This is a genomic window from Candidatus Aminicenantes bacterium (genome assembly GCA_026393855.1).
GTDB lineage: Bacteria > Acidobacteriota > Aminicenantia > Aminicenantales > UBA4085 > UBA4085.
Genome location: JAPKZJ010000101.1, coordinates 1 through 19,731 on the forward strand (window position 1 = coordinate 1; position 19,731 = coordinate 19,731).

Sequence of the window (19,731 nt, forward strand, 5' to 3'; positions counted from 1 at the left end):
CTTCTTAGTTGGCCGCCAGCCCGCCCTTCCCAGGTACTTTGAGGCGCTTCCCCGGCAGCAGCAAGGCGTTGCGGGTGATCCCGTTGAGCTTGATGACCATGTCGAGCGAAGTCCGGTACTTCTGGGCGATGGACCAGAGGGTGTCGCCGGATCGGATGACATGGTAGGAGAAGCTGGCTTCGGGGGGCACGTACTTGGGGATGGCGGCGATGGCCTGTTGGGTTCTGTCGCCGTAGCCGGCCGGCACCTTGAGCTCGTAGGCCTTGTCCGGCGTCGAGTCGAGCCGCAGCTCGGGGTTGAGGAAGGCCAGCTCGGTCGCCTCCAGCCCCAGCGCCGTGGAGAGAACCGACAGCTTGGCGGGTTTGGCGACCGAGACGGTGTCGTATTTGGCGGGCGCATAGGTCGCCGGCAGGGCGATGCCGTACTTCTCCGGGTTCTGGGTGATGAGAACGACGGCGATGAATCGGGGGACGAAGCGGGCGGTCTCGAAGGGGAGCCGGGTGAAGAGATCCCAGAAGTCGTCCAAGTAGTTGATGTGCTGGGTGTTGATGACCCGCTGGACGCCCCACTCGCCGCAATTGTATGCGGCCAGCGCCGTCGCCCAATCGCCGAAAGCCGTATGCAGGTCGTTCAGATGCTTGATGGCGGCCCGGGTGGCTTTCTCGGGATCCATCCGTTCGTCCACCCACTGGTCCCGACTCAGCCCGTACCGGTAGCCGGTCGAGGCGATGAACTGCCATAGACCGAGGGCCCGGGCCTTTGAGAGGGCGCGGGTCATGTAGCCGCTTTCGATGACCGGGAGCCACGACAGCTCCTCGGGTAGGCCCGCTTTGCGGAATTCGGCCGCGATCAGCTCGCGGTAGAGGCCCGATCGCTTATAAGCTTCCAGGAAGGAGCCGCGTTCGACCGTCTGGAAGCTCTTAATTTCGTCCAGAACCCATTTGTTCTCGATAAGCGGGATGGCCTTGCCGCCGGTCCCGGCCGGGTTGGCTTGGCAGGCATAGATCTCCTGAACCCGCTGGGCGATCAGGATGCGGAGGTCGTTCTTTTCCTGGAGCAGCGGCGAATCCGCGGGCACTTCGGCCTTGAGCATCAAGGCGTAAGCCCGATCCAGGGCTTTGAGGGACCCGTCCAGGTCGCCCCCTTCGCGGCAGGTCTTGGCTTCGGTGTAGGCGTCAAGGGCTTCTTCGAGCGAAGCCGCCGCGCCCCCCTTGGTCGGGCTGTTCGTGTCCTCGATCCCCGTTTCGGCCGCGGCTTTCTTTTCTTCGGGGGGGATGATCGTCTTCGGCGATTCCTTGGCGGCGTCCTTGGGAATGTCGGCAGTCGAGGCCGGTTTGAGCTCGGTCTGGGAGACGGTTTTCCCAGTGGTCGGATCGATCCTGGGAACGATGTTTGGTTTAGGCGGTTTTGAGCATCCTGCGAGCAAGGCCAGGATACTCACGATTCCGATATAACGGAACATGCGTAAGTTCATGCACCGTCGTTTATAGCATCGGGAACTGGCCGAGTCAACCGCGAAGGGGTCGATTTCCACCCCGCCCCGGCGGAACCAGGGGAAAATATCAGAATTTAAAGTAGATAAAAGGCTGGATGGCGGCCGTCCGGAACTGGAAGACGAGCCAGATCATGGCTGCCAGGGCGGCCGATTGGGCGGGGAGCGGCATTCCGGCCGCGAAAAGCCTGGCCCGCTCCTTGGCCTTCTCCGGCAATAAGTGTAGGACCAGCCCCAAGGCGATGAGAGCGGAAACCAAAGGATATCCGGCCAGGAATTGGGGCAGGAGCCTGAGCTTGAACTGCCCGAAAATCCGGCCGACAACGGCCAGGGCTTTACCGGGAGAATCGGCCCGGAAAAAAATCCAGGCCAAACCTACATAATGGAACGTAAGGACTCGGGCCAATAGCCTCCGTTTCCGGCTCTTGCGGGCTTTCTGGGGCAGTCGGAGCGTCCGCTCGACCGCCACGGCCAGCCCGTGCATGAGCCCCCAGATGACGAAGCCCCAGGCGGCGCCGTGCCAGACGCCGCAAACCAGGAACACCACCAGGGTGGCCGCCACCGGGATGATCTTGTCCGTCCGCAGGCCGGCCACGCGGGCGGGCTTAATCAGGCCGGACAGCTTGAGCGCCAGCGGCCAGAAGATGTAATCCCTAAGCCAGAACGACAGGGTCATATGCCAGCGGAGCCAGAAATCGCTGACGGTCAGGGCTTTGTAGGGCGATTGGAAGTTCGGCGGGAGGCGGAGCCCGACCAGCCGGCCGATCCCCAGGGCCATGTCGGTGTATCCCGAAAAGTCGCAGTAGATCTGGACGGCATAGCCGTAGACCGCGATCAGGTTTTCCAGGCCCGAGTATAGTCCCGGCGAGGCGAAGACCCGATCCACGAAGTTCACTCCGATGAAGTCGGCGATGACCGCCTTCTTGAACAGCCCGGCCAGGATCAGCGATACCCCGCCGCCGACGAAGCGCTTGTCCGTTTCCGCCGGCTGGTCCAGCTGGCCGAAAAAGTCCTTGGCCCTCAGAATCGGACCGGCCGTGACCCGGGGGAAAAAAGAGACGAAGAGCAGGAATTCGGGGAAGCTTTTGACGACGGGCGTGCGCCCGGCCCGGACATCCGCCAAGTAGCCGATCTTTTGGAAGGCGTAGTAAGAGATTCCCACGGGCAGAGCCAGGTTGCGGAGGCCCGGCCCCAGCCAGCCCCAGCCCTGAAAGACGCCGATCCACTGGTGGGAATACTTGAAGACGAAAAGGACGGCCAGGTTCGCGGCGATTCCGGCCCACAGCCCGGCTCGGCGCCCGGCCTTGGATTCCGTGCCCGCGATGGCCAGTCCCAGGCCGAAATCAGCCGCCGTGGACAGGACGAGAAGCCCCAGGAAGAGCCCTCCGACCTTGTAGTAGAAATACAGCGAAAAGAGGAGCAGAAGCAGGACCCGGGATTGACGCCGCCGCGAAGCCGCGGGCTGAAGGAGAAGCAGAATGAGCAGAAAGACCAGGAAGAACCCGCTGACGAACCCCAGCGGGGCGGCTGGATCGAAGGCGAAAAGCGCGGCGAGTCTAGCGGGATCGAGCGGCGCCATGGTCGGCGTATTCCTTCATCAGCGCATCCAGCAGCATCCGGCCCTGCCTCTGGTAGCCCTCCTTGGTGAAATGGATGTTGTCGGCGTTGGCCAGGGTGCTGTCCCGCCAGAGCCTCATCGAATCGGGCCCGCCCATCAAGGTGAAGAGATCCCAATAGGCGCAGCCACGGGCCGCCGCGGTCGAGGCGATGACGTCCCTGACCGCGGCCATGTTCGGGTTGGGCTTGGCCGGGCGCCGCCGGAGCCGGGGATAATAGGAATCGGGGGCCGTGGTCAGCAGGATGGCCGAATGGGGGGTGATTTCCCGGACCTTGGCCAGCAAGGCGTCGAGCCGGGCGGCAAAGTCCTCCCGCCGGAAAAGGGGGGTGGAGGCGTCGTTGGTGCCGAGCGAGATGATGATCAGGTCGGGCTGGACCCGCTCGAGCTGTTTGTGGAGGAAGGCGGATCTCAGCAAGGTGTCGCAATTGCCCCCGATGATCCCGTAATTGTGGTAGACGACCCCGCTTGTCCCGCTCTCGAGCGAGAGTCCGTAAAGCTGGGCGAATCGCGGACCGGTCCGCTGGGGATCCGCCGCTGTCTTCAAGACGACGCTCCGGTAGGTCCCCGGCAGCTCCACGCTCGAGGTTTGGATGCTGTTCATTCCCGGCCAATCCTTCGGCCGCCCGCTCTTGACCGTCCCCAGGACCTGGTTATTCTCGTCGAGGATCTCGAAGTTGTAGTACTCGAATCCCTTGTCATGGTACAGGATCAGCCCGTTGAAGCCGCGGCTCGGGTCGTCGGGCTTGAGCCCCGCCCAGAGCCGGATGGCCTTGACTTCCTGGCGGATCACGATCGAGGAGATTCGCTTTTTAGGGTAGAGGCCCAGGATCACCGGCTTGACATATCCGCGTCCGGCGTCCCCGAAGCGCTGTTGCAGCCCTTCCCGCACGACGCCGGGGAAATAACCGGCCTCGACGTGGGAATCGCCGATGTGGAAGACCGCCACCTGACCGGGCTTCCCGGCCTCCAGGTCCTTCAATTTGTCGAAGACGAGGCCCAGGGCCGAAGTCGGGTTCTGGATCCGGTTGATTTCGGGGTTGACCGGGACCAGGATGCCCTTGTAGGTCGGGGCGGCGGATTGCGGAGAGGTCCCGGCCCGGACACAGGCGGCCAGGATAAGGCAGGCGCCCAAAGCGGTTTTTCTAGCGGTCAAGGCTGTCCTCAAAGGCCCGGAAGCGGGCCAGGAGCGCATTATATAGGAATCCCGCTACCCGCCGGGACCCGCCGCCGGAAAGGTGCGTATAATCGAGTGCGGCCAGCGGCGGCTCGTGCCGGACCCAAGCCACCATCGAATTTGTCCCGCCCATGGCGCCGAAGAGGTCGAAGAAGGCCGAACCGGTCTTCTCGGCCGCCCGGCGCTGGACTTCGACCAGGTCCGTAAGCCCCGGTAAAGTGACGTAGTCTAGGCCTTCCTTGATGCTGCGGTCGCCCGCGCCGACAAGCAGGATGGACGCCTCGGGGAAGGCTTCCCGGAAATGCCGGATCGTCTCGATCATCCCCTGCCCGTACCAGCCGTAGCTTTTCATCTCGGGCGAGGCGACGTTGGTCCCGAAGTGGAGGATAATCAGGTTGTAGCGAAGGCGGGCGTCGAAGTCGCGCAGAACGTCGACGGGAATCTCGCGTAGCGGGAGCCCGGAGTTGCCGCGCACGGCGAAATTGTCCACCTGGACGCCGTCCCCGCCTTCCCAGCTCGCGCCGTAGACGGACAGGGTGTTTGGGGACCGGAAGACGAGCCGCAGCTTGGCGGCCGGCGGATCGGGCTCGATCACGGCTTCGTGGACGCCTGCTCCGGGCTCCAGGGCGATTTCGACGGGCGGGCGGTCGTCGGCGGTCCATTCCAGAACGGCCGGCGCCTCGGCCCATTCGTAAAACACCCGGAGCCGGCGGAACTCCTTGAGCAGGGAGCGCTTGGCGGGTGCTTTGTATTCCACCCAAGGCGCCGCGGCCGGATCGGCGCCCTCTGCCGCCGGCTTATTCAAGGGGAGATAGACGAACCCGGAGATGCCGACCGGGGCGGCGGGCCGGCGCTGGAGGATGGAGACGGTCTTCCAATTCAACGAAAAATCCTGGCTGACCGTGATCCGGAAGGGAGCTACTTCCGAGGCGATCGGTAGGAATCCGGCGCCGCTTCCGCCGAAGGCTTTTTGGAAGCTGGTCCGCAGATCCTGGGTGATCAGATCGCCCTCGACGATGGAGTCGCCGAAATAGGCGATCCGGACGTTTCCGATGCCGCGGACTCGATCCTCCATAGCCCGAAAGAAGGCATCCAAGGCATTTTCCGAAGACGCCTCGATCGGCTGGACCACGGCCTGCCCGGCGGCTTCCGGGACATTGGGGATCTTTACCGGGCGCCGCGTGATCGGCAGGGATCGGGCGATCCGCAGGGCCCGGACGATCCGCTCGGCGAAATACGGCGGCCGCGGCGGCGGAACGCGTGTTCCGGCCAGAAGATCGAACGGCCGGAGGAAAGACGTCTTTCCGCCGGAGGCGGGAAACGGCAGGAAAGTCATAACCAGGAGCAAGAGAACCGCCCCCAGGACGATGAGGGCCGGACGGAAACGCATGGACCCTTCAGGACAGCTGGGACGAAATCAGGCTTTTATAGCGATCCTGGGATTCGTGGATGACCCGCCGGGCGGATTCGACGTCCTCCCATCCCAAGACGTCGGTCTTCTTGTGCTCGAGCTCCTTGTAGACGTCAAAAAAGTGCTCGATCTCGATCAGCATGTGGGGGGCCACGTCGGCGAGCCGGTTCATGTGGTTCCACAGCGGATCATGGATGGGGACGCAGAGAATCTTGTGGTCGAGGCCTTTCTCATCCCGCATCTTGAATAGGCCGATAGGCTTGGCTTCGATCAGGCAACCGGGGAAAGTGGGCTCGGTCAGCAGGACCAGGGCGTCCAGGGGATCGCTGTCCTCGGCCCAGGTCTTGTCGACGAATCCGTAATCGCTCGGGTAGTGCATTGAGGAAAACAGCATCCGGTCGAGCTTGAAAGCCTTTTTGGCTTTGTCGAACTCGTATTTATTCCGGCTCCCCTTGGGGATTTCGATCATGACATCGATGATGTTGGTGGTGCTCATGGGTCTTGCGGCTCCGCCCTTACTCTAACTAGGGGTCTCGTTCTTGTCAAACGGAGGACGGCAACGCCGATGGCGGGGGAATGGTTGGAGCGGCGGGCTTAAAGGTGGTCGGTGGTTATGCCCGTCGCGGCGCGGACGCAGCCTCGACCGGCCGTTTTGGCCCGATACATGGCCCGATCGGCGGTTCGGACGAGGTCCTCGATCGTCTCTTCGGCCACCTTCGCCACGCCGGCCACACCGAAGCTCGCCGTCAAGGCCACGGTCGTGTTCTGTTTGATGGGGATCGGCACGTCGGCGATCGCGGCTCGCAGGCGCTCCGCAGCCAGTAAGGCCTGGGCGGGAGGCGTTTCCGGCAGAAGTACGGCGAACTCTTCGCCGCCGTGGCGGCCCAAGAGATCGGCGGTTCGCAGGACGGACTTCAGCCGTCGGCAGGCCTCGACCAGGGCGGCATCCCCCGCCGCATGGCCCCATCGGTCGTTGATGATCTTGAAATGATCCAGGTCGAGGACGATGAGCGACAAGGCATGGCCGCTGCGCTTGGCCCGGGCGATTTCCCGGCGTCCCTGATCCAGGAAGGCCCTCCGGTTGGCGGTTCCGGTCAGCTCATCCGTCGTGGCCAGACTGCTCAATCTCTGCCGCAGGATCGTCTGTTCGGTCGAATCGCCGAAGGAGAGGGCCCGGCAGATGATCCGACCCCTCCGATTGCGGATGGGCGATAGGCGGATCTGGTAATAGCGGAGCCGGCCGTCGACGTCGACGCCGATCTCCGCTCCGGGCTCGCCCCCCCTGGCCAGGAGGTCCAGAACCGCGGGATGGCGGCTCAAGGTCTTGGGGAGAGGGAACCCGATCGACGCCCCGGCCAGGCCGGGAAAGAGCCTTTGGGCCGCGGGGTTGAAGTCGATGATCCGGTCGATCCCGTCCACCACGATGACGCCGTCGGTCATGCCCAGGAAGACGGCGTCCCGAGCCACCGGGACAAGATCGAGCAGGCGGAAGCGGAAGAGGCCGAGGGCGAAGACCGGCCCCAGCAAGATCAAGCCGAAGGGGCTCGTGTCGATGCCATAAGGGCTCCAGCCGAAGATATAGACGGCATAGGCGGTCCAGGGGATGAGGGCGCCGCCGACCATAAGCGCGGCCTGGCGTTTGTATGGGGCCGTGGATCGAAAAAATGCGGCCAGGAGCAGGATCGTTCCCACCGCAATCGCCAGGTTGAGGTAGCCTTGGTGGACCCAGTACCAGGCGGCCTTCTCGGTCCGGAAGATTGGGAAGGGACCGGCCATCGAGACGGCGACGGAGCGGTAGAAAAAGTGGTGGAACGGGCTCGTCCAATTGAGGATCAGGGTGATCGCCGAAAGTCCGCCCATCGCGGCGAGAATGGGCTTGGTCAGCCAGCGGGTCCGTCCCGTGTAGCGGGAGGCCAGGGAGATCCAGAAGATCGGGATGGTCGCGATTCCCAGGTACTCGATCCGGGTCCAGAACAGCATCCCGGCCACCCGGGTCGAAGCCAGCTCGAAAGCGTAGCCGAAGGAATAAAAAGCGGTGGCGAGCATCAAGCCGACAAAGGGGAGGGCGATCTCCGACCGCCGCCGGGCCCAGGCGTAGAGAGCCAGGGCCATGATGACGGTCGAGCCGATCACCAGAAGGACGGTGTAAGGGACGCTCGATGACAACACAGAGGCTTGATTCCGATAAAAATACTATTCCCCGACGGCATGGCTGTCAATTCCCATAATGAGTTGACACTCCGCGCGCCTTCCCCGTATAGTGGCTGCGTCCGCAACCATCCCACCGACGGAGGGCCGCACATGTTCAAGGGACACCCCAAGGGCTTGTTCATCGCCTTCTTCGCCAATATGGGCGAACGCTTCGGCTTTTACACTATGATCTCGATCTTCGTCCTGTTCATGCAGGCGAAGTACGGCTTGTCGGCCGCTTCGGCTGGGTTCATGTACTCGACTTTCATGGTCGGGGTTTATATCTTCCCCCTGCTGGGCGGCTTCCTGGCCGATCGCTTCCTGGGCTACGGCAAGACGATCTCGTTGGGCATGATCACCATGTTCATCGGCTACGCCATGCTGACCCTCCCGACCACCATGAATTCGGGCTTTGTCCTGATCGTGGCCGCCCTGGCCGTCATCTGCCTCGGGACGGGGTTATTCAAGGGCAACCTGCAAGCCCTGGTCGGCAACCTCTATGACGATCCCAAGTATAGCGGGATGCGCGATCGGGCCTTCAACATCTTCTACATGGGCATCAACGTCGGGGCCATGTTCGCCCCGACGGCCTCGGAGGCGGTCTCCAACTGGATCCTGGGCAAGGCCCATCTCTTCTACGACGCCCGCATCCCGGCCATGGCCAACGACTTCCTCAAGGGCAAGCTGGCTGACGTGGCGGCTTACCTCGGGATCGCCCGGGCCCAGGACGCAAACGTGACTATGGACTCGCTGCGGGGCTTTTCCGAGACCTACATCAACACCTTGAGCAAGTCCTACCACTTCGCCTTCGGCGTCGCCTGCATCTCACTTGTCCTGTCGATGCTCATCTTCTGGGGTTTCAAGAAGCACTACAAGGTGGCCGCCATGGCCGACGTCCAGAAGAAGAAATCGGCGGCTTACAAGGACCAAGTCGTCGAGCTGACCCGCGAGCAGACCAAGGAGCGCCTGGTGGCCCTGGGCCTCGTCTTCTTCGTGGTCATCTTCTTCTGGATGGCCTTCCACCAAAGCGCGGTGACGATGACCTTCTTCGCCCGCGATTATACGGTGCCCAGCGTCGGCCAGGCGACCAACTTATGGTTCGATCTGACCGGTCTTCTGCCGGTCTTCCTGGCGGTCGTGGGCCTTGTCTTCGCTCTGCGGAAGAAGTCCAAGGCGCTCGTTCGGGGCATCGGCGCCGCGGTCGCCATCGGATTCGGCCTGCTGGCCTTCCTTCGCTTCCAGAGCTATCCGGCCGTCAACCGATTTATGCCCCAGATGTTCCAACACTTCAACCCCTTCTTCATCGTGGCTCTGACGCCGCTCGTCGTCGGCATCTTCGCCTGGATGAACAAGAAGGGCAAGGAGCCGTCGGCGCCCCGCAAGATCGGCTACGGCATGCTCATCACCGCCGGGGCCTATACTATTTTGGTTATTGGCTCGCTCGGCCTGCCCAGCCCCAAGTCGCTGGGCGGACTGGTCGCCCCCGCCGCCAGCCAGGTTTCCGTTTATTGGCTCATCTCGACCTACTTTGCGGTCACGATCGCCGAGCTTTTGCTCAGCCCGATCGGCATCTCGTTCGTTTCGCGCGTGGCCCCGCCCAAATATAAGGGGCTCATGCAAGGGTGCTGGTTTGCCGCCACGGCCATCGGCAACAACCTGGTCGGGGTGGTGGCTTGGTTCTGGATGCGGGTGCCGCTGTGGGCGGTCTGGGCCATCCTGGTCACGGCTTGCGTGTTGTCGGCGACCTTCATGTTCAGTATCATGAAGCGGCTGGAGCGGGTGGCCAACGCCTGACGGCTGCGGCTCCGGACGCACCATGACCCATCGGCCTTCGCCTGAGGACGGGAAGCTCTGGGCCGGGCTCGGCCTGGACGTCGAGCTGCACGGCAAGATCCTGGCCTCGATCGCCGCCAATTACGATCGCCAAGTCGAGTCCCGTCCCGGCCGCCCGGCGGGGATGCGCTATTTCGACGGCGTCATCCACGGCTCGCACGGCGACCGGGTCCGTGAGGTCATGGCCAAGCAGGCGGCCGGGGCCAAGTTCGTCGGCACGTTCTGCGTCTATGTTCCCGAGGAGATCCTGATCGCCCTGGGGACGGTCCACTTGGCGCTGTGCGGCGGCACAGCCGCGTCTATCCCTTATGCCGAGCAGACCTATCCGCGAAATATGTGCCCCCTGGTCAAATCGACGTTGGGGCTGGCCATGTCCGGGGCCTGCCCTTATGGACCGCTCGAAGACCTGGCGGTGGGGGAGACGACCTGCGACGCCAAGAAAAAGACTTGGGACGTGCTGGGGCGCGAGGGCGGCTTTCACGTTTTGGAGCTGCCGCAGAAGAAGAACCCCGCCGACCGGGCGCTGTGGCTGGAAGAGGTCTTGGCCTTCGCCCGTCGGATCGAGGAGTTGACCGGGCGCCCGCTCGAGGCGGGTCTTTTGGCCGAGGCCGTTCGGCTGATGAACCGCAAGCGCCGGGCCTTGGCCCGGATGCACGAACTGCGGAAGGCCGAGCGGCCGCCCATCAGCGGGACGGACGCGCTCGTCGTCATGCAGGCCGCCCTCATCGACGACCCAGAGCGTTTTACTCGCGAGCTGGAAGCCTTGAATGAGGAGCTTTCCGCCCGGGTCGCCGCGGGGTTCGGGGCCCTTCCGGAAGGGCGAAGGCGGATCATGATCGCGGGGTGCCCGTCGGTTCTGGGCAATTGGAAGCTGCACCATCTCGTGGAGACCTCGGGGGCCGCCGTCGTAGTGGATGAGAGCTGCACCGGGACCCGCTACTTTACCGGGTTGGTGGACGAGGGCGCCGCGGGATTGGATGAGATGCTCGCAGCCATCGCCGACCGCTATATGACCATCGATTGCTCCTGCTTCTCGCCCAACACCGAGCGGATGGAAAACGCCGTCCGGATGGCCGGCGAATATCACGTGGACGGAGTCGTCCAATATATCCTCCATGCTTGCCATACCTACAATGTGGAAGCCATAGCGATGGCCGACGCCCTCAAGGCGGCCGGCGTCCCCTCGATCAAGATCGAGACCGACTATTCCGAAGAGGACATCGGCCAGCTCCAGATCCGGATCGAGGCCTTCATCGAGAGCTTGGAGTTCCGCCGTGGCGGATGAGTCCCGGGTCGGAGTGGATCTCGGCTCGCGGACGACCAAAATCGTCGTCCTGAAAAGCGAGGCGATCGTCCATGCCGACGTCTTCGACACGACGCCTGACCCGCTGCCCGCGATCCGCGAGAAGCTTGCGCCTTGGGCCGGCCTCCCGATCCGGGCCACGGGCTACGGCCGGCGGATGTTAGAGCAGGAGCTGGGAGCCCGGGTCATCACCGAAATCAAGGCTTGCGCTCGAGGTGCCCATCACATTCGGCCTGCCTGCCGGCTGGTCATCGACATCGGCGGCCAGGACGCCAAAGTCATTCGGGTCCGGCCCGACGGCGGGTTCGAGGACTTCGAGCTCAACGACCGCTGTTCGGCCGGGACCGGCCGTTTTCTGGAAGTCATGGCCCGGGCCCTGGGCTATACGCTGGACGAGTTCTGCCGGGAGGCCATGCAGGCCGACCGGGCAGTGACCGTGAGCAGCATGTGTACAGTCTTTGCCGAATCGGAAGTCGTCGCGCTCATCGCCCGGGGCGAGGATCGGCGCCGTCTGGCCCTGGGACTCTATCAATCGATCGTCGACCGGGTCCATCCGCTCGTGGCCCGGCTGGAGACCGAGGGCGAGGTGATCTTCTGCGGCGGTGTCGCCCGCAGCCGTTGTGTCGCCTCTCTGCTCGGCCGCAAGATCAAGCGCGAGGTCGTCGTTCCTCCCTATCCCCAGATCTTGAGCGCCCTGGGCGCGGCGCTCACGGATTGAATTCTAGCTTCCCACCGCCGCAAACGCATCGCGGGTGGATCAGAGAGGGGGCAGGTCTCAACATTCAACAAATCCGACAACAATTGGTGACGGTCGACGTGAACGGATGAAGTCGATTGTTGAATGTTGAGACCTGACCCCTAGCGGCCCGTGAGGGCGCGGGAGGGATCGAGCCGGGCGGCCCGGTTAGCGGGGGCGAACGCCCCGAGCAGACAGAAGACGAGCGCCAGCGCCACTCCTCCCGCGAACATCCACCAGGGATAGGCGAAGAAGTGGTCCGGCTTGAAGGGGAACTTGGGAAGAAGCCGGCCGGCCAACAAATCCGTCAACAGGCAGGCCGCCGTCCCCAGAAAGACCCCGACCAGGCCTCCGACGATGCCGATGACAGCCGCTTCGCCCTGGATCATGGTTCGGATGTCCGTTCGGGAAGCGCCGACTGCTCGGAGCAAACCGATCTCCCGCTGCCGCTCGTAGATGATCATGTAGAAGGTATGGCCGATATTGACCGCGGCCACCGCCACGATGGTCAGGCTGATCAAGCTGAACCCGAGCATGACCAGGGTCACCGCCAGGGCGACGCTTTCGGCCATCCGCTGCTGGCCCGCGTCGATGGCGAAGCCCAGCTCGGCCACGGCCTCCTGGATTGACGTCAGCTTGTCCGCCGACGCGGCCTCGACGGAGGCGGAGTCGAAGAAGGCGGCGGCCGCCGCCCCGGCGAACTCGCGGTTGAGGGCTCGCACGGTGGCCAGCGGCATGGTCAGCCCGCCCAGGATGGCCTGGTGGCTTGTGCCGATGAGCTTGACCCGGACTTGGCGCTGCGGACCCGAGGCTTCGCGGTTGACATAAGACTCGTTGAGCGTCAGGGGCAGGGACGGGACCATCGGAATGAGGATCTCGCTGATGAGCGGCAGATGCCGGACCTCGGCAAAAGAGGCGTTGTAAATCTCGACCAGGCGTTTGGAGATGATCACCGGGACGGGCTGGCCGGGCGCCGGATCGGTGAACGTCCCGAACAGGACGTCGCTTCCGACGAGCCTCGGGTCGATGCCGTCGGCCATGATCTCGAGCCACAGGTCCAGACGGCGAACGGAATCCAAGACGTCCGGCGAGATCCCGGGCAGATTCGCGATCCGGGCCAGATCCTCCTCGGGGAAATGGGCGCCGACCAAGGCCATGGTGGCCGGGACGGCCAGCCGCATCCGTGGATAGACGCCTTTGACACCGGGAATCGCCTCCAGCCGGGCAATGGCGGCGTCGTCGATGCGGGCCGGCGGCGCGCCTCCCAGCCCGGACTTTTTGGCAACGACCTGGACGCGGTTGGCGTCGGTCGGGAAGATCTGGGTGGATACGACCCGCTTGATGCCGCTGCCCAGCCCGATGAAGAAGAGAAAACTGGAGACCCCGACCACGATGCCGAAACCGGCGAAGAGGATGTTCTTGCGGTTGCGCCCCAGGTTCTGGGCCACGATCCGAGCCAGCTTGCGGGCCGTCATCGGCGCCTCACGCCTCGCCCCCTACGACGATCCGGCCGTCCTCGAGCCGAACCGTCTGAGTAGCGTGGCGGAAGAGCGGCGCCTCGTGGGTAACGACGATCACGGTCAGGCCGTCGTCGCGGTTGAGCGATTCGAGCAGCTCGATGATTTGGCCGCTCGTCTTGGTGTCTAGGTTGCCGGTCGGCTCGTCGGCCAGAATCAAGCGCGGCTTGTTGAACAGGGCCCGAGCGATGGCCACCCGCTGCTTCTGCCCGCCCGACAGCTCGCCCGGCCGGCTGTGGAGCTTGCCGTCCAGGCCGACCCGAGTCAGGGCTTCTACCGCCCGCATTTCGGAGTCGCTCCCGTCCTCGTCGGCGAAGAACGAGGCGATGGCGACGTTTTGGCGGGCGTCCAGGTGATCGAGAAGATGGAAGTGCTGAAAGACGAAGCCGACCGTGCGATTGCGGAACCGGCTTAGATCGCGGTCGGACATCGACTTGAGGTCCCGCCCGGCTACGACCGCCGAGCCCGTATAGCCGGAGTCCAATCCGCCGACAACATTGAGCAGGGTCGTCTTGCCTGATCCCGACGTGCCGACAATACGGACGAAGGCCCCATCCGCGACGCGCAGGCCGACGCCGCGCAGGGCGAAAGCGGCCGAATCGCCTTTGCCGTAGACGCGGTTGATGTTGGTCAGCTCGATCATCGGGTGGGCTCGATCTCTTTGGATTCTATACCGGGGCGGCCGGCGATTCAACCGAGCGGATCGGGGGGATCAGGCGTAATACCGCAGAACGAGGGCCAGGAGCGCCAGCGCCGGCGCAAAAGCGGCGAAGACCGCCAAAATGAGCCGCGCCGGCCGCGAATCGCGAAGCAGCGGCGGCAGGCGAAGGTTGTAAAGGGCCAGGAATATGAGAGGGCCGAAGGGGATGAAGTAGCGTCCTTGGGCGCCCTCGATGCCCGGCGAGCCGACGGGGTTCCAGAAGGCGTAGATCATCAGCAGGACGGCGAGCCCTCCAGCCGCGGCCAGGCCCAGCGAGAATGCCCTCCGGCCCCGGCTCCAAACGAGTCCGGGCGTCTTGTCGGTCAGCCCGGTGCCGATGAGCGCGAGGTAGTATGCCCAGACCAGGCCGAGCGGCAGGGTTACATCGAGCCAGCCGAGCTGGCCGATGAATTCGGGAAAGTGATCCCGCACATGGACTGTGAGTGAATGCCAAAGCGCACCCAGAAATATAGATGGGTGCGCGGAAGCGTAGCGGACTTGGCCGATCGCGGATACGCCGGCTTGAAGGGGCACGGAGGTGCCCGATGCGGCCAGTGACCACGCGGCCGTTAGGCCGATAGTTGCTGCCAGCACGAGCGCCGTGAAGGCCTGCTTTTTCTTCCCGCCTCCCAGCCGGGCTGCGGGGATGATCAGGACGAAGAAGGGCAGAACGGCGTAGATTGGCTTGCCGAGCGCCACGACCGCGGCCAGAACGGCGACGGCGATTCTCGTCCGGGATCCGACGGCCGGCTCGGGCTCCAATGCCGCCCGCAGGACGAGGGCGATGAACAGAAACGCCGCGCCGTTCGTCACCGCATCGGCCGAGGCCGAGGCCGCCTGGGCCAGGGACATCGGCGCCAGCGCCAGGAGCAGGAAGACCCATTTGAAAATCGGCGTCATTCGGATCGCGGCGCCGGCGAGCAGGAGCCAGGCTAGCAGGTTGGCCAGGCGCATCAGGTAGAGCAGGATAAGAGGATGAGCCTTGACGAGCCGGCCCGCGGCGGCGACGGCGGCTTGCGGCAAGTAGGGGATGGGCGAGTAGAGAACGGTCGATGGAAATTCGATGAAAGTTTTTTCTTCGGGTGCCAGGGGGATGGCCAGCGCCCGCCGGGTTTCGGCGAGGTTCGCCTTGACGCTTTCGTTGTGCGCGATGTCGCCCATGGCCAGGTCGGCCGCAGCCTTGAGGCTTTTGGGAAGAAAACCTCCGGCTCTTTGGACCCCGCTGCTTCGGTCGGCCCGGCCCACGATCCCCCCCTCGGATAATTGATAGGCGCGATAGTAATGCTCCGGCTCGTCCGGAACCTGGAAGGGCGGCGTGAGAGCGAGGAAGAGAAGGCCGAAGATCGGCGCCAGAAAGGCGAAGACGCGGGAAGGCTCTGGCCCGGATGCTTGTGCGGAAATCGGCTTCATCGCGCCTTCGGCCTCCCGATCCGCGCTATTATACCCTTCTCCGCGTCCGTTTATAACGGTCGCGGCGCGGCGGCCCGCCTCTGGCCCAGGGGGGTGTTGATTTTCATTTTGAAAAGGGCGAAGATGAAGCCAAGGAAGAGTGTCATGGGTGGGAAGTCGTTTTCGGCCAAGCTCGTTCGCATGGAAGGGGTGGGAACCTGGACCTATCTGAAAGTCCCGTTCGACGTGGAGAAGGCTTTCGGCAAGGGCGGTCCGGTCAAGGTCAAGGGAACCGTCGACGGCATCCCCTTCCACAGCTCGCTGCTTCCCAACGGCGACGGCAATCACTTCATGGTCGTGCCCAAGCCCGTCCGCGACAAGGCCAAGGTCAAGATTGGCGACCGGGTCAAGGTGGTGGTCGAGCCGGACGCCGCGCCTCGGCTCGTCGAAGCCCCGCCGGATCTAGCCAAAGCCATCGCCCGCAACAAGGCCGCCAAGCAGGCCTGGGATGGCTTGGCCCCTTCCCACCGCAAGGCTTACATCGAATGGATCGTTGAGGCCAAGAAGGTCGAAACGCGCGCCCGGCGTGTCGAGAAGGCCGCGGCGCTGATGGCCGAGAAGAAGCCTCTAAAATAATCGAGGGCGAGTCAGACGCTTCCCGCCGTTTCCTTGTTCAGCCGGCGGAAGTAGGCGGTCATGAAGGCGTGCCGCCCGCGGGCCAAGCGCTTGCCTTCGGCCGTGGTCATACGGTCCCTGATGTGGCGCAGCTTGACCAGGAATTCCCGGTAGGCCGTGTCTTCCTTGGTATAGGGCTTGGTCTTCTCCACGTCGACGGCGGGATCGTGCATCCGGGCGCCTACTTCGCCCGCGAAGAGGAAAGCCCGCCCGATCCCAACTGCCCCGATGGAGTCGAGCTTGTCGGCATCGAAGAGGATCCGGGCCTCTAGCGTCTCCGGCCGGGCCGCCTTGCGATAACGATGGGTTCCGATGCAGTGGACGATCGAGGCGATCGTCGCCTCGGGCAAGCCGTGCTTTTCCAGGATGACGCGGGCCTCGCGGGCCCCGGCTTCGGCATGGCAGGTGCGGCCGTTGGTGCGGTCCTCCTCGGCCCGGCCGATGTCGTGCAGGAGCGCGGCCAGGCGCAGCACGATCAGATCGGCCCGCTCGCGGCGGCCGATGTGGAGGCAGAGGCACAGGACCCGTTCGGTGTGGTCCCAGTCGTGGCTGCCCCGGGCGTCGTCCAGGCGGGCCTTGGCCTCGGCCCGCACGGCCGCGAGGAGATCTTTTCCAGCGGCCTGCCGGCTCAAACCGCCTCCTCGATCCGCGTCTCGACCGCCTTGCCTCCGGCCAGCCGGCTGTCCTCGGCGGCGAAGCCCATGAGGTGGCTTTCCATCGAGGCTTCGATGGTCGAGGTCAGCAGGGCCGGGTCGCGCCGGTCGACGGACCGCAGGAGGTCGTGGACCAGCCCGTAGTCGCCTCCGCCGTGGCCCGAATCGATGACCGCAAAGTCCTTGACGGCGAGCGTCGCCACGGTCTTCTTGGCGAAATCGCCGATCCGGATCGTCTCCTCGTCGCCGACCAGGTCGCCTCGGGTGCCCATGATCCTCGTCCGGCGCCCGGCGTAGGTCGTCAACCCTTCCATGGAAAAGGCGGCTGTGACACCGCCCTCGAACTCCATGTTCACGACCTGGTGGTCGACCACATCGTTGTCGCAATGATAAACGCAGCGGCCGTATGGACCGGTCTTGAGAGCCTGCAGGATCTCCTCTTTCGACCCGGTCTTGAGGTTGAGATGGCCCAGCCAGTTCGCGCTTCCGAGGTATACCTTGAGCGCGGAGAACGGGCATTCGGCCTCGACCGGACAGCCGTCCGTGCAGCGCCGCGGCGCGCCCTGGGGGGCCCGGGCCGGGATGAACTTGGACTGCGAGCCGAAGGACTGGACGCGGCGGCAGGGCTTGTCGATGATCCAGCGCAGGATGTCCAGGTCGTGGCAGGACTTGGACAGGATCATCGGCGTCGACTCGATCGAATTGCGCCAGGGGCCGCGGACGAAAGAATGGGACATGTGGATATGTTCGACGGGCTCCAGATGCTGGATGCTGACGACGTCGCCGATCGTCCCGTTGTCAACGAGCTCTTTCAGCTTACGGAAGTAGGGCGTGTAACGCAGGACGTGGCAGACCGCGACGATGCGGTCGTAGGTCCTGCTTTGGACCAGGATGTTGCGGCACTGGGCCCAGCTTTGGGCGATGGCTTTCTCGAGCAGCAGATCGTAGCCGACTTCCAAGCCCTTCATGGCCGCCAGGTAGTGCAGCCGGTCGGGCATGGTGATGAAGACCAAATCGGCGAACTTGGGGATGTCGAGGGCGTGCTCCCAGGTCACGAAGCGATGCTCGTCGGTGATGCCGTATTTCTTGGCGAAGCGCTCGTTCTTGTGGGCCACGGGTTCGGCCACGCCGACGATCCTGAGCTCGTCGGCGTGGGCGTCGGCGTAGCCGGCATAGACGTTGCCGCGGTTGCCGGCGCCCAGGACGACCGCGGTGAGGGGGCGCGCGAGCTTGGGGCCGGCGGGGGCTTGCCGGGGCGTTGCGGCGGCGGCCGGCCGTGCGGGCAGGGCCGTGCCGGCAGCGAGCGTGCCGATGGTCTTGAGGGCGTCGCGGCGATTCATGGCGGACATGGGCGCCTCCTGGCGGGGAATGACTCCGCCACTATATTTCCCCATTTGGAAGGCGTCAAGCGGGGAGAAAGAGAGAGAATCATCTCCCATCGCCGGGAAATAATCGCGGATGGGGCATCGGCCAACGGCGAAAAGAGGCCGAAGCCGCCGGGATGATACCCCTATCCGCGTTTCCCGGAGTTGGGAGAAGAATGAGGAAAAATGGGTGGCGTCAGACCGAGGGGGCCACGAACGGAGCCGACGGCGGCGGAACCGCCGAATCCAGCCGCGGACCGCGCCGGCCGTCACCGGAACGGGGCGGGCGTCCGCCGCCGCCGCCTTGCCGGCCCTGGCCGCCGCCGCTGCGGTCGCGGCCGCGCCCGCCGGAGCGCTCCCGCGGGGCTTCCGGGATGCCCACGCTGCGGTCGATGGCGTACATCGAGGCCGTGGCCCGCTTCTCCGGGATCATGCCGCCGATGTAGCGCTCGATCGGGTAGAGGTTCTCCAGGAACTTCTCGCAGGCGAAGGAGACGGCCTTGCCCGTGGCCCCGGCCCGGCCGGTGCGGCCGATACGGTGGACGTAGTTCTCGGACTCCTGGGGCAGGTCGTAGTTGACGACCAGATCGAGGGCGTCGATATGCAGGCCGCGGGCGGCCACGTCCGTCGCCACCAGAATGGGGAACTTCCCGGATTGGAAGTCCTCCATGACCCGCAGGCGCTTGGCTTGGGGCAGGTCGCCGCTGATGTGGCGGGCCTTGAAGCCGTTGCGCTCCAGCTTGCGGGCCAGGCGCTCCGCCTCGTACTTCATATTGGTGAAGATCAGGGCATTGTGCGGCTTTTCGGCGGCCAGGATGCCGAGCAGGAGGTTGAGCTTGAGATGGCTCTTGACCTGGTACAGCTCCTGGGTGATGGCATCGACCGGGATCCGCACCGAAGAAAGCTCGATGTAGACCGCTTCGTTGAGGTAGACCGTGGCGATGCTGCGGGCGGCGCGGTCGAGGGTGGCGCTGAAAAGCATGCTCTGGCGGACGCCGGGGGGCGGTAGGCGGCGGGCGATCCGACGCAGATCGGGCAGGAAGCCCATGTCGAACAGCCGGTCGGCTTCGTCGATGACCAGAATGTCGAAGGCGTGCAGGTCCAGCGTCTTCTTCTGGTCCATGTCGAGCAGGCGGCCGGGCGTCCCGACGACGATGTCGACGCCGTGACGGAGGCTCTTTTCCTGGATTTCGTAACCGACGCCGCCGTAGATGGCGACGGCATCGAAGCCCAGGTTCTTGCCGAGGCGGAGCGCTTCGCCCTCGATCTGGACGGCCAGCTCGCGGGTCGGGGCGATGATCAGGGCCCGGCCCCGTTTGCCCTCCGACCGCAGGAGGCTTTCGTAAATGGTGATCAGAAAGGCGGCGGTTTTGCCCGTCCCGGTCTGCGACTGCACGGCGGCGTCGCCGCCGCGCAGGGTCACGGCCAAGGTCCGTTCCTGGACCTCGGTCGCATCGGTGTAGCCCCTGTCCGCAATGGCTTGCTGCAGGCGCGGATGGAGGCCGAGTTCTTCAAATCGCATGATGAATCCTAAAATCAAATTTCAACACGGGGAATTTTTTGCGCCCGTCGGAGGGTTGCTGATCAAGTCGTGGCACGATACGGCAGACGTCTTCAATTCAGTGTTAAGGGGGCATTATACGCTTTCCGGACGGCCGACACAATGGGGCGGATGA

At 64.4% G+C, this 19,731-nt stretch carries 16 protein-coding genes; 4 read left to right on the forward strand and 12 right to left on the reverse strand.

Annotated features, from left to right (window positions below; all coding sequences use genetic code 11):
• Window positions 1-4: 4 nt before the first annotated feature.
• The 6 genes from NTZ26_12525 to NTZ26_12550 all read right to left on the reverse strand — a co-directional run bounded on the left by NTZ26_12525 (window position 5) and on the right by NTZ26_12550 (window position 7,864).
• Window positions 5-1,462 carry a transglycosylase SLT domain-containing protein gene (locus NTZ26_12525; GenBank protein ID MCX6561324.1) on the reverse strand — a complete coding sequence of 486 codons (1,458 nt, stop codon included), beginning with the start codon at window positions 1,460-1,462 and terminating at the stop codon, window positions 5-7.
• Window positions 1,463-1,562: 100 nt separating this feature from the next.
• A complete protein-coding gene (locus NTZ26_12530) occupies window positions 1,563-3,071 on the reverse strand; it encodes an MBOAT family protein (protein MCX6561325.1) in 1,509 nt (502 codons plus the stop codon).
• Window positions 3,049-4,263: a GDSL-type esterase/lipase family protein gene (locus tag NTZ26_12535; GenBank protein ID MCX6561326.1), complete on the reverse strand. Its 1,215-nt coding sequence runs from the start codon at window positions 4,261-4,263 to the stop codon at window positions 3,049-3,051. The genes NTZ26_12530 and NTZ26_12535 overlap by 23 nt, the downstream gene beginning before the upstream one ends.
• Window positions 4,253-5,674, reverse strand: coding sequence for a hypothetical protein (locus tag NTZ26_12540; protein MCX6561327.1), 1,422 nt, complete (start codon window positions 5,672-5,674; stop codon window positions 4,253-4,255). The genes NTZ26_12535 and NTZ26_12540 overlap by 11 nt, the downstream gene beginning before the upstream one ends.
• Window positions 5,675-5,681: 7 nt before the next feature.
• The gene (locus tag NTZ26_12545; GenBank protein ID MCX6561328.1) at window positions 5,682-6,191 is read right to left on the reverse strand and encodes an inorganic diphosphatase; all 510 of its coding nucleotides are present in this window, start codon (window positions 6,189-6,191) and stop codon (window positions 5,682-5,684) included.
• Between the two features lie 98 nt (window positions 6,192-6,289).
• Window positions 6,290-7,864, reverse strand: a complete 1,575-nt coding sequence (locus NTZ26_12550; GenBank protein ID MCX6561329.1) for a diguanylate cyclase — start codon at window positions 7,862-7,864, stop codon at window positions 6,290-6,292.
• 132 nt (window positions 7,865-7,996) lie between these two features.
• On the opposite strand from NTZ26_12550, the gene NTZ26_12555 reads away from it, so the two are divergent.
• Genes NTZ26_12555 through NTZ26_12565 form a run of 3 tightly spaced genes read left to right on the forward strand, consistent with a single transcriptional unit; the run spans window position 7,997 to window position 11,739 of the window.
• Window positions 7,997-9,679, forward strand: a complete 1,683-nt coding sequence (locus tag NTZ26_12555; protein MCX6561330.1) for a peptide MFS transporter — start codon at window positions 7,997-7,999, stop codon at window positions 9,677-9,679.
• Window positions 9,680-9,701: 22 nt separating this feature from the next.
• A complete protein-coding gene (locus NTZ26_12560) occupies window positions 9,702-11,003 on the forward strand; it encodes a double-cubane-cluster-containing anaerobic reductase (protein MCX6561331.1) in 1,302 nt (433 codons plus the stop codon).
• Window positions 10,993-11,739 carry an acyl-CoA dehydratase activase gene (locus NTZ26_12565; GenBank protein ID MCX6561332.1) on the forward strand — a complete coding sequence of 249 codons (747 nt, stop codon included), beginning with the start codon at window positions 10,993-10,995 and terminating at the stop codon, window positions 11,737-11,739. Before NTZ26_12560 ends, NTZ26_12565 begins: the two co-directional genes overlap by 11 nt.
• 140 nt (window positions 11,740-11,879) lie before the next feature.
• On the opposite strand, the gene NTZ26_12570 is transcribed toward NTZ26_12565, so the two are convergent.
• The 3 genes from NTZ26_12570 to NTZ26_12580 all read right to left on the reverse strand — a co-directional run bounded on the left by NTZ26_12570 (window position 11,880) and on the right by NTZ26_12580 (window position 15,384).
• On the reverse strand, window positions 11,880-13,232 hold the full coding sequence (locus NTZ26_12570; protein ID MCX6561333.1) for an ABC transporter permease: 1,353 nt from the start codon (window positions 13,230-13,232) through the stop codon (window positions 11,880-11,882).
• 7 nt (window positions 13,233-13,239) lie between these two features.
• Complete coding sequence (locus tag NTZ26_12575; protein ID MCX6561334.1) at window positions 13,240-13,917, reverse strand: ABC transporter ATP-binding protein; 678 nt, start codon at window positions 13,915-13,917, stop codon at window positions 13,240-13,242.
• Between the two features lie 69 nt (window positions 13,918-13,986).
• The gene (locus tag NTZ26_12580) at window positions 13,987-15,384 is read right to left on the reverse strand and encodes a DUF2142 domain-containing protein (protein ID MCX6561335.1); all 1,398 of its coding nucleotides are present in this window, start codon (window positions 15,382-15,384) and stop codon (window positions 13,987-13,989) included.
• 144 nt (window positions 15,385-15,528) lie between these two features.
• Here NTZ26_12580 and NTZ26_12585 point away from each other — a divergent pair, with 144 nt between their 5' ends.
• Window positions 15,529-15,999 (forward strand): YdeI/OmpD-associated family protein, encoded by a 471-nt coding sequence (locus NTZ26_12585; protein ID MCX6561336.1) that lies wholly within the window; start codon window positions 15,529-15,531, stop codon window positions 15,997-15,999.
• A gap of 11 nt (window positions 16,000-16,010) precedes the next feature.
• Here NTZ26_12585 and NTZ26_12590 read toward each other — a convergent pair whose 3' ends face one another.
• From NTZ26_12590 to NTZ26_12600, 3 genes are all read right to left on the reverse strand, one after another.
• Window positions 16,011-16,670, reverse strand: a complete 660-nt coding sequence (locus NTZ26_12590) for an HD domain-containing protein (protein MCX6561337.1) — start codon at window positions 16,668-16,670, stop codon at window positions 16,011-16,013.
• The gene (locus NTZ26_12595; protein ID MCX6561338.1) at window positions 16,667-18,040 is read right to left on the reverse strand and encodes a Gfo/Idh/MocA family oxidoreductase; all 1,374 of its coding nucleotides are present in this window, start codon (window positions 18,038-18,040) and stop codon (window positions 16,667-16,669) included. The genes NTZ26_12590 and NTZ26_12595 overlap by 4 nt, the downstream gene beginning before the upstream one ends.
• A 211-nt stretch (window positions 18,041-18,251) precedes the next feature.
• Window positions 18,252-19,577, reverse strand: a complete 1,326-nt coding sequence (locus NTZ26_12600; GenBank protein ID MCX6561339.1) for a DEAD/DEAH box helicase — start codon at window positions 19,575-19,577, stop codon at window positions 18,252-18,254.
• Between the last annotated feature and the right edge of the window lie 154 nt (window positions 19,578-19,731).

Bases quoted from the DNA above. Each gene is read 5' to 3' on its own strand.
- NTZ26_12525 (MCX6561324.1), bottom strand. From the start codon at position 1,462: ATGTTCCGTTATATCGGAATCGTGAGTATCCTGGCCTTGCTCGCAGGA.
- NTZ26_12530 (MCX6561325.1), bottom strand. From the start codon at position 3,071: ATGGCGCCGCTCGATCCCGCTAGACTCGCCGCGCTTTTCGCCTTCGAT.
- NTZ26_12540 (MCX6561327.1), bottom strand. From the start codon at position 5,674: ATGCGTTTCCGTCCGGCCCTCATCGTCCTGGGGGCGGTTCTCTTGCTC.
- NTZ26_12545 (MCX6561328.1), bottom strand. From the start codon at position 6,191: ATGAGCACCACCAACATCATCGATGTCATGATCGAAATCCCCAAGGGG.
- NTZ26_12555 (MCX6561330.1), top strand. From the start codon at position 7,997: ATGTTCAAGGGACACCCCAAGGGCTTGTTCATCGCCTTCTTCGCCAAT.
- NTZ26_12560 (MCX6561331.1), top strand. From the start codon at position 9,702: ATGACCCATCGGCCTTCGCCTGAGGACGGGAAGCTCTGGGCCGGGCTC.
- NTZ26_12570 (MCX6561333.1), bottom strand. From the start codon at position 13,232: ATGACGGCCCGCAAGCTGGCTCGGATCGTGGCCCAGAACCTGGGGCGC.
- NTZ26_12575 (MCX6561334.1), bottom strand. From the start codon at position 13,917: ATGATCGAGCTGACCAACATCAACCGCGTCTACGGCAAAGGCGATTCG.
- NTZ26_12580 (MCX6561335.1), bottom strand. From the start codon at position 15,384: ATGAAGCCGATTTCCGCACAAGCATCCGGGCCAGAGCCTTCCCGCGTC.
- NTZ26_12585 (MCX6561336.1), top strand. From the start codon at position 15,529: ATGGGTGGGAAGTCGTTTTCGGCCAAGCTCGTTCGCATGGAAGGGGTG.
- NTZ26_12595 (MCX6561338.1), bottom strand. From the start codon at position 18,040: ATGTCCGCCATGAATCGCCGCGACGCCCTCAAGACCATCGGCACGCTC.
- NTZ26_12600 (MCX6561339.1), bottom strand. From the start codon at position 19,577: ATGCGATTTGAAGAACTCGGCCTCCATCCGCGCCTGCAGCAAGCCATT.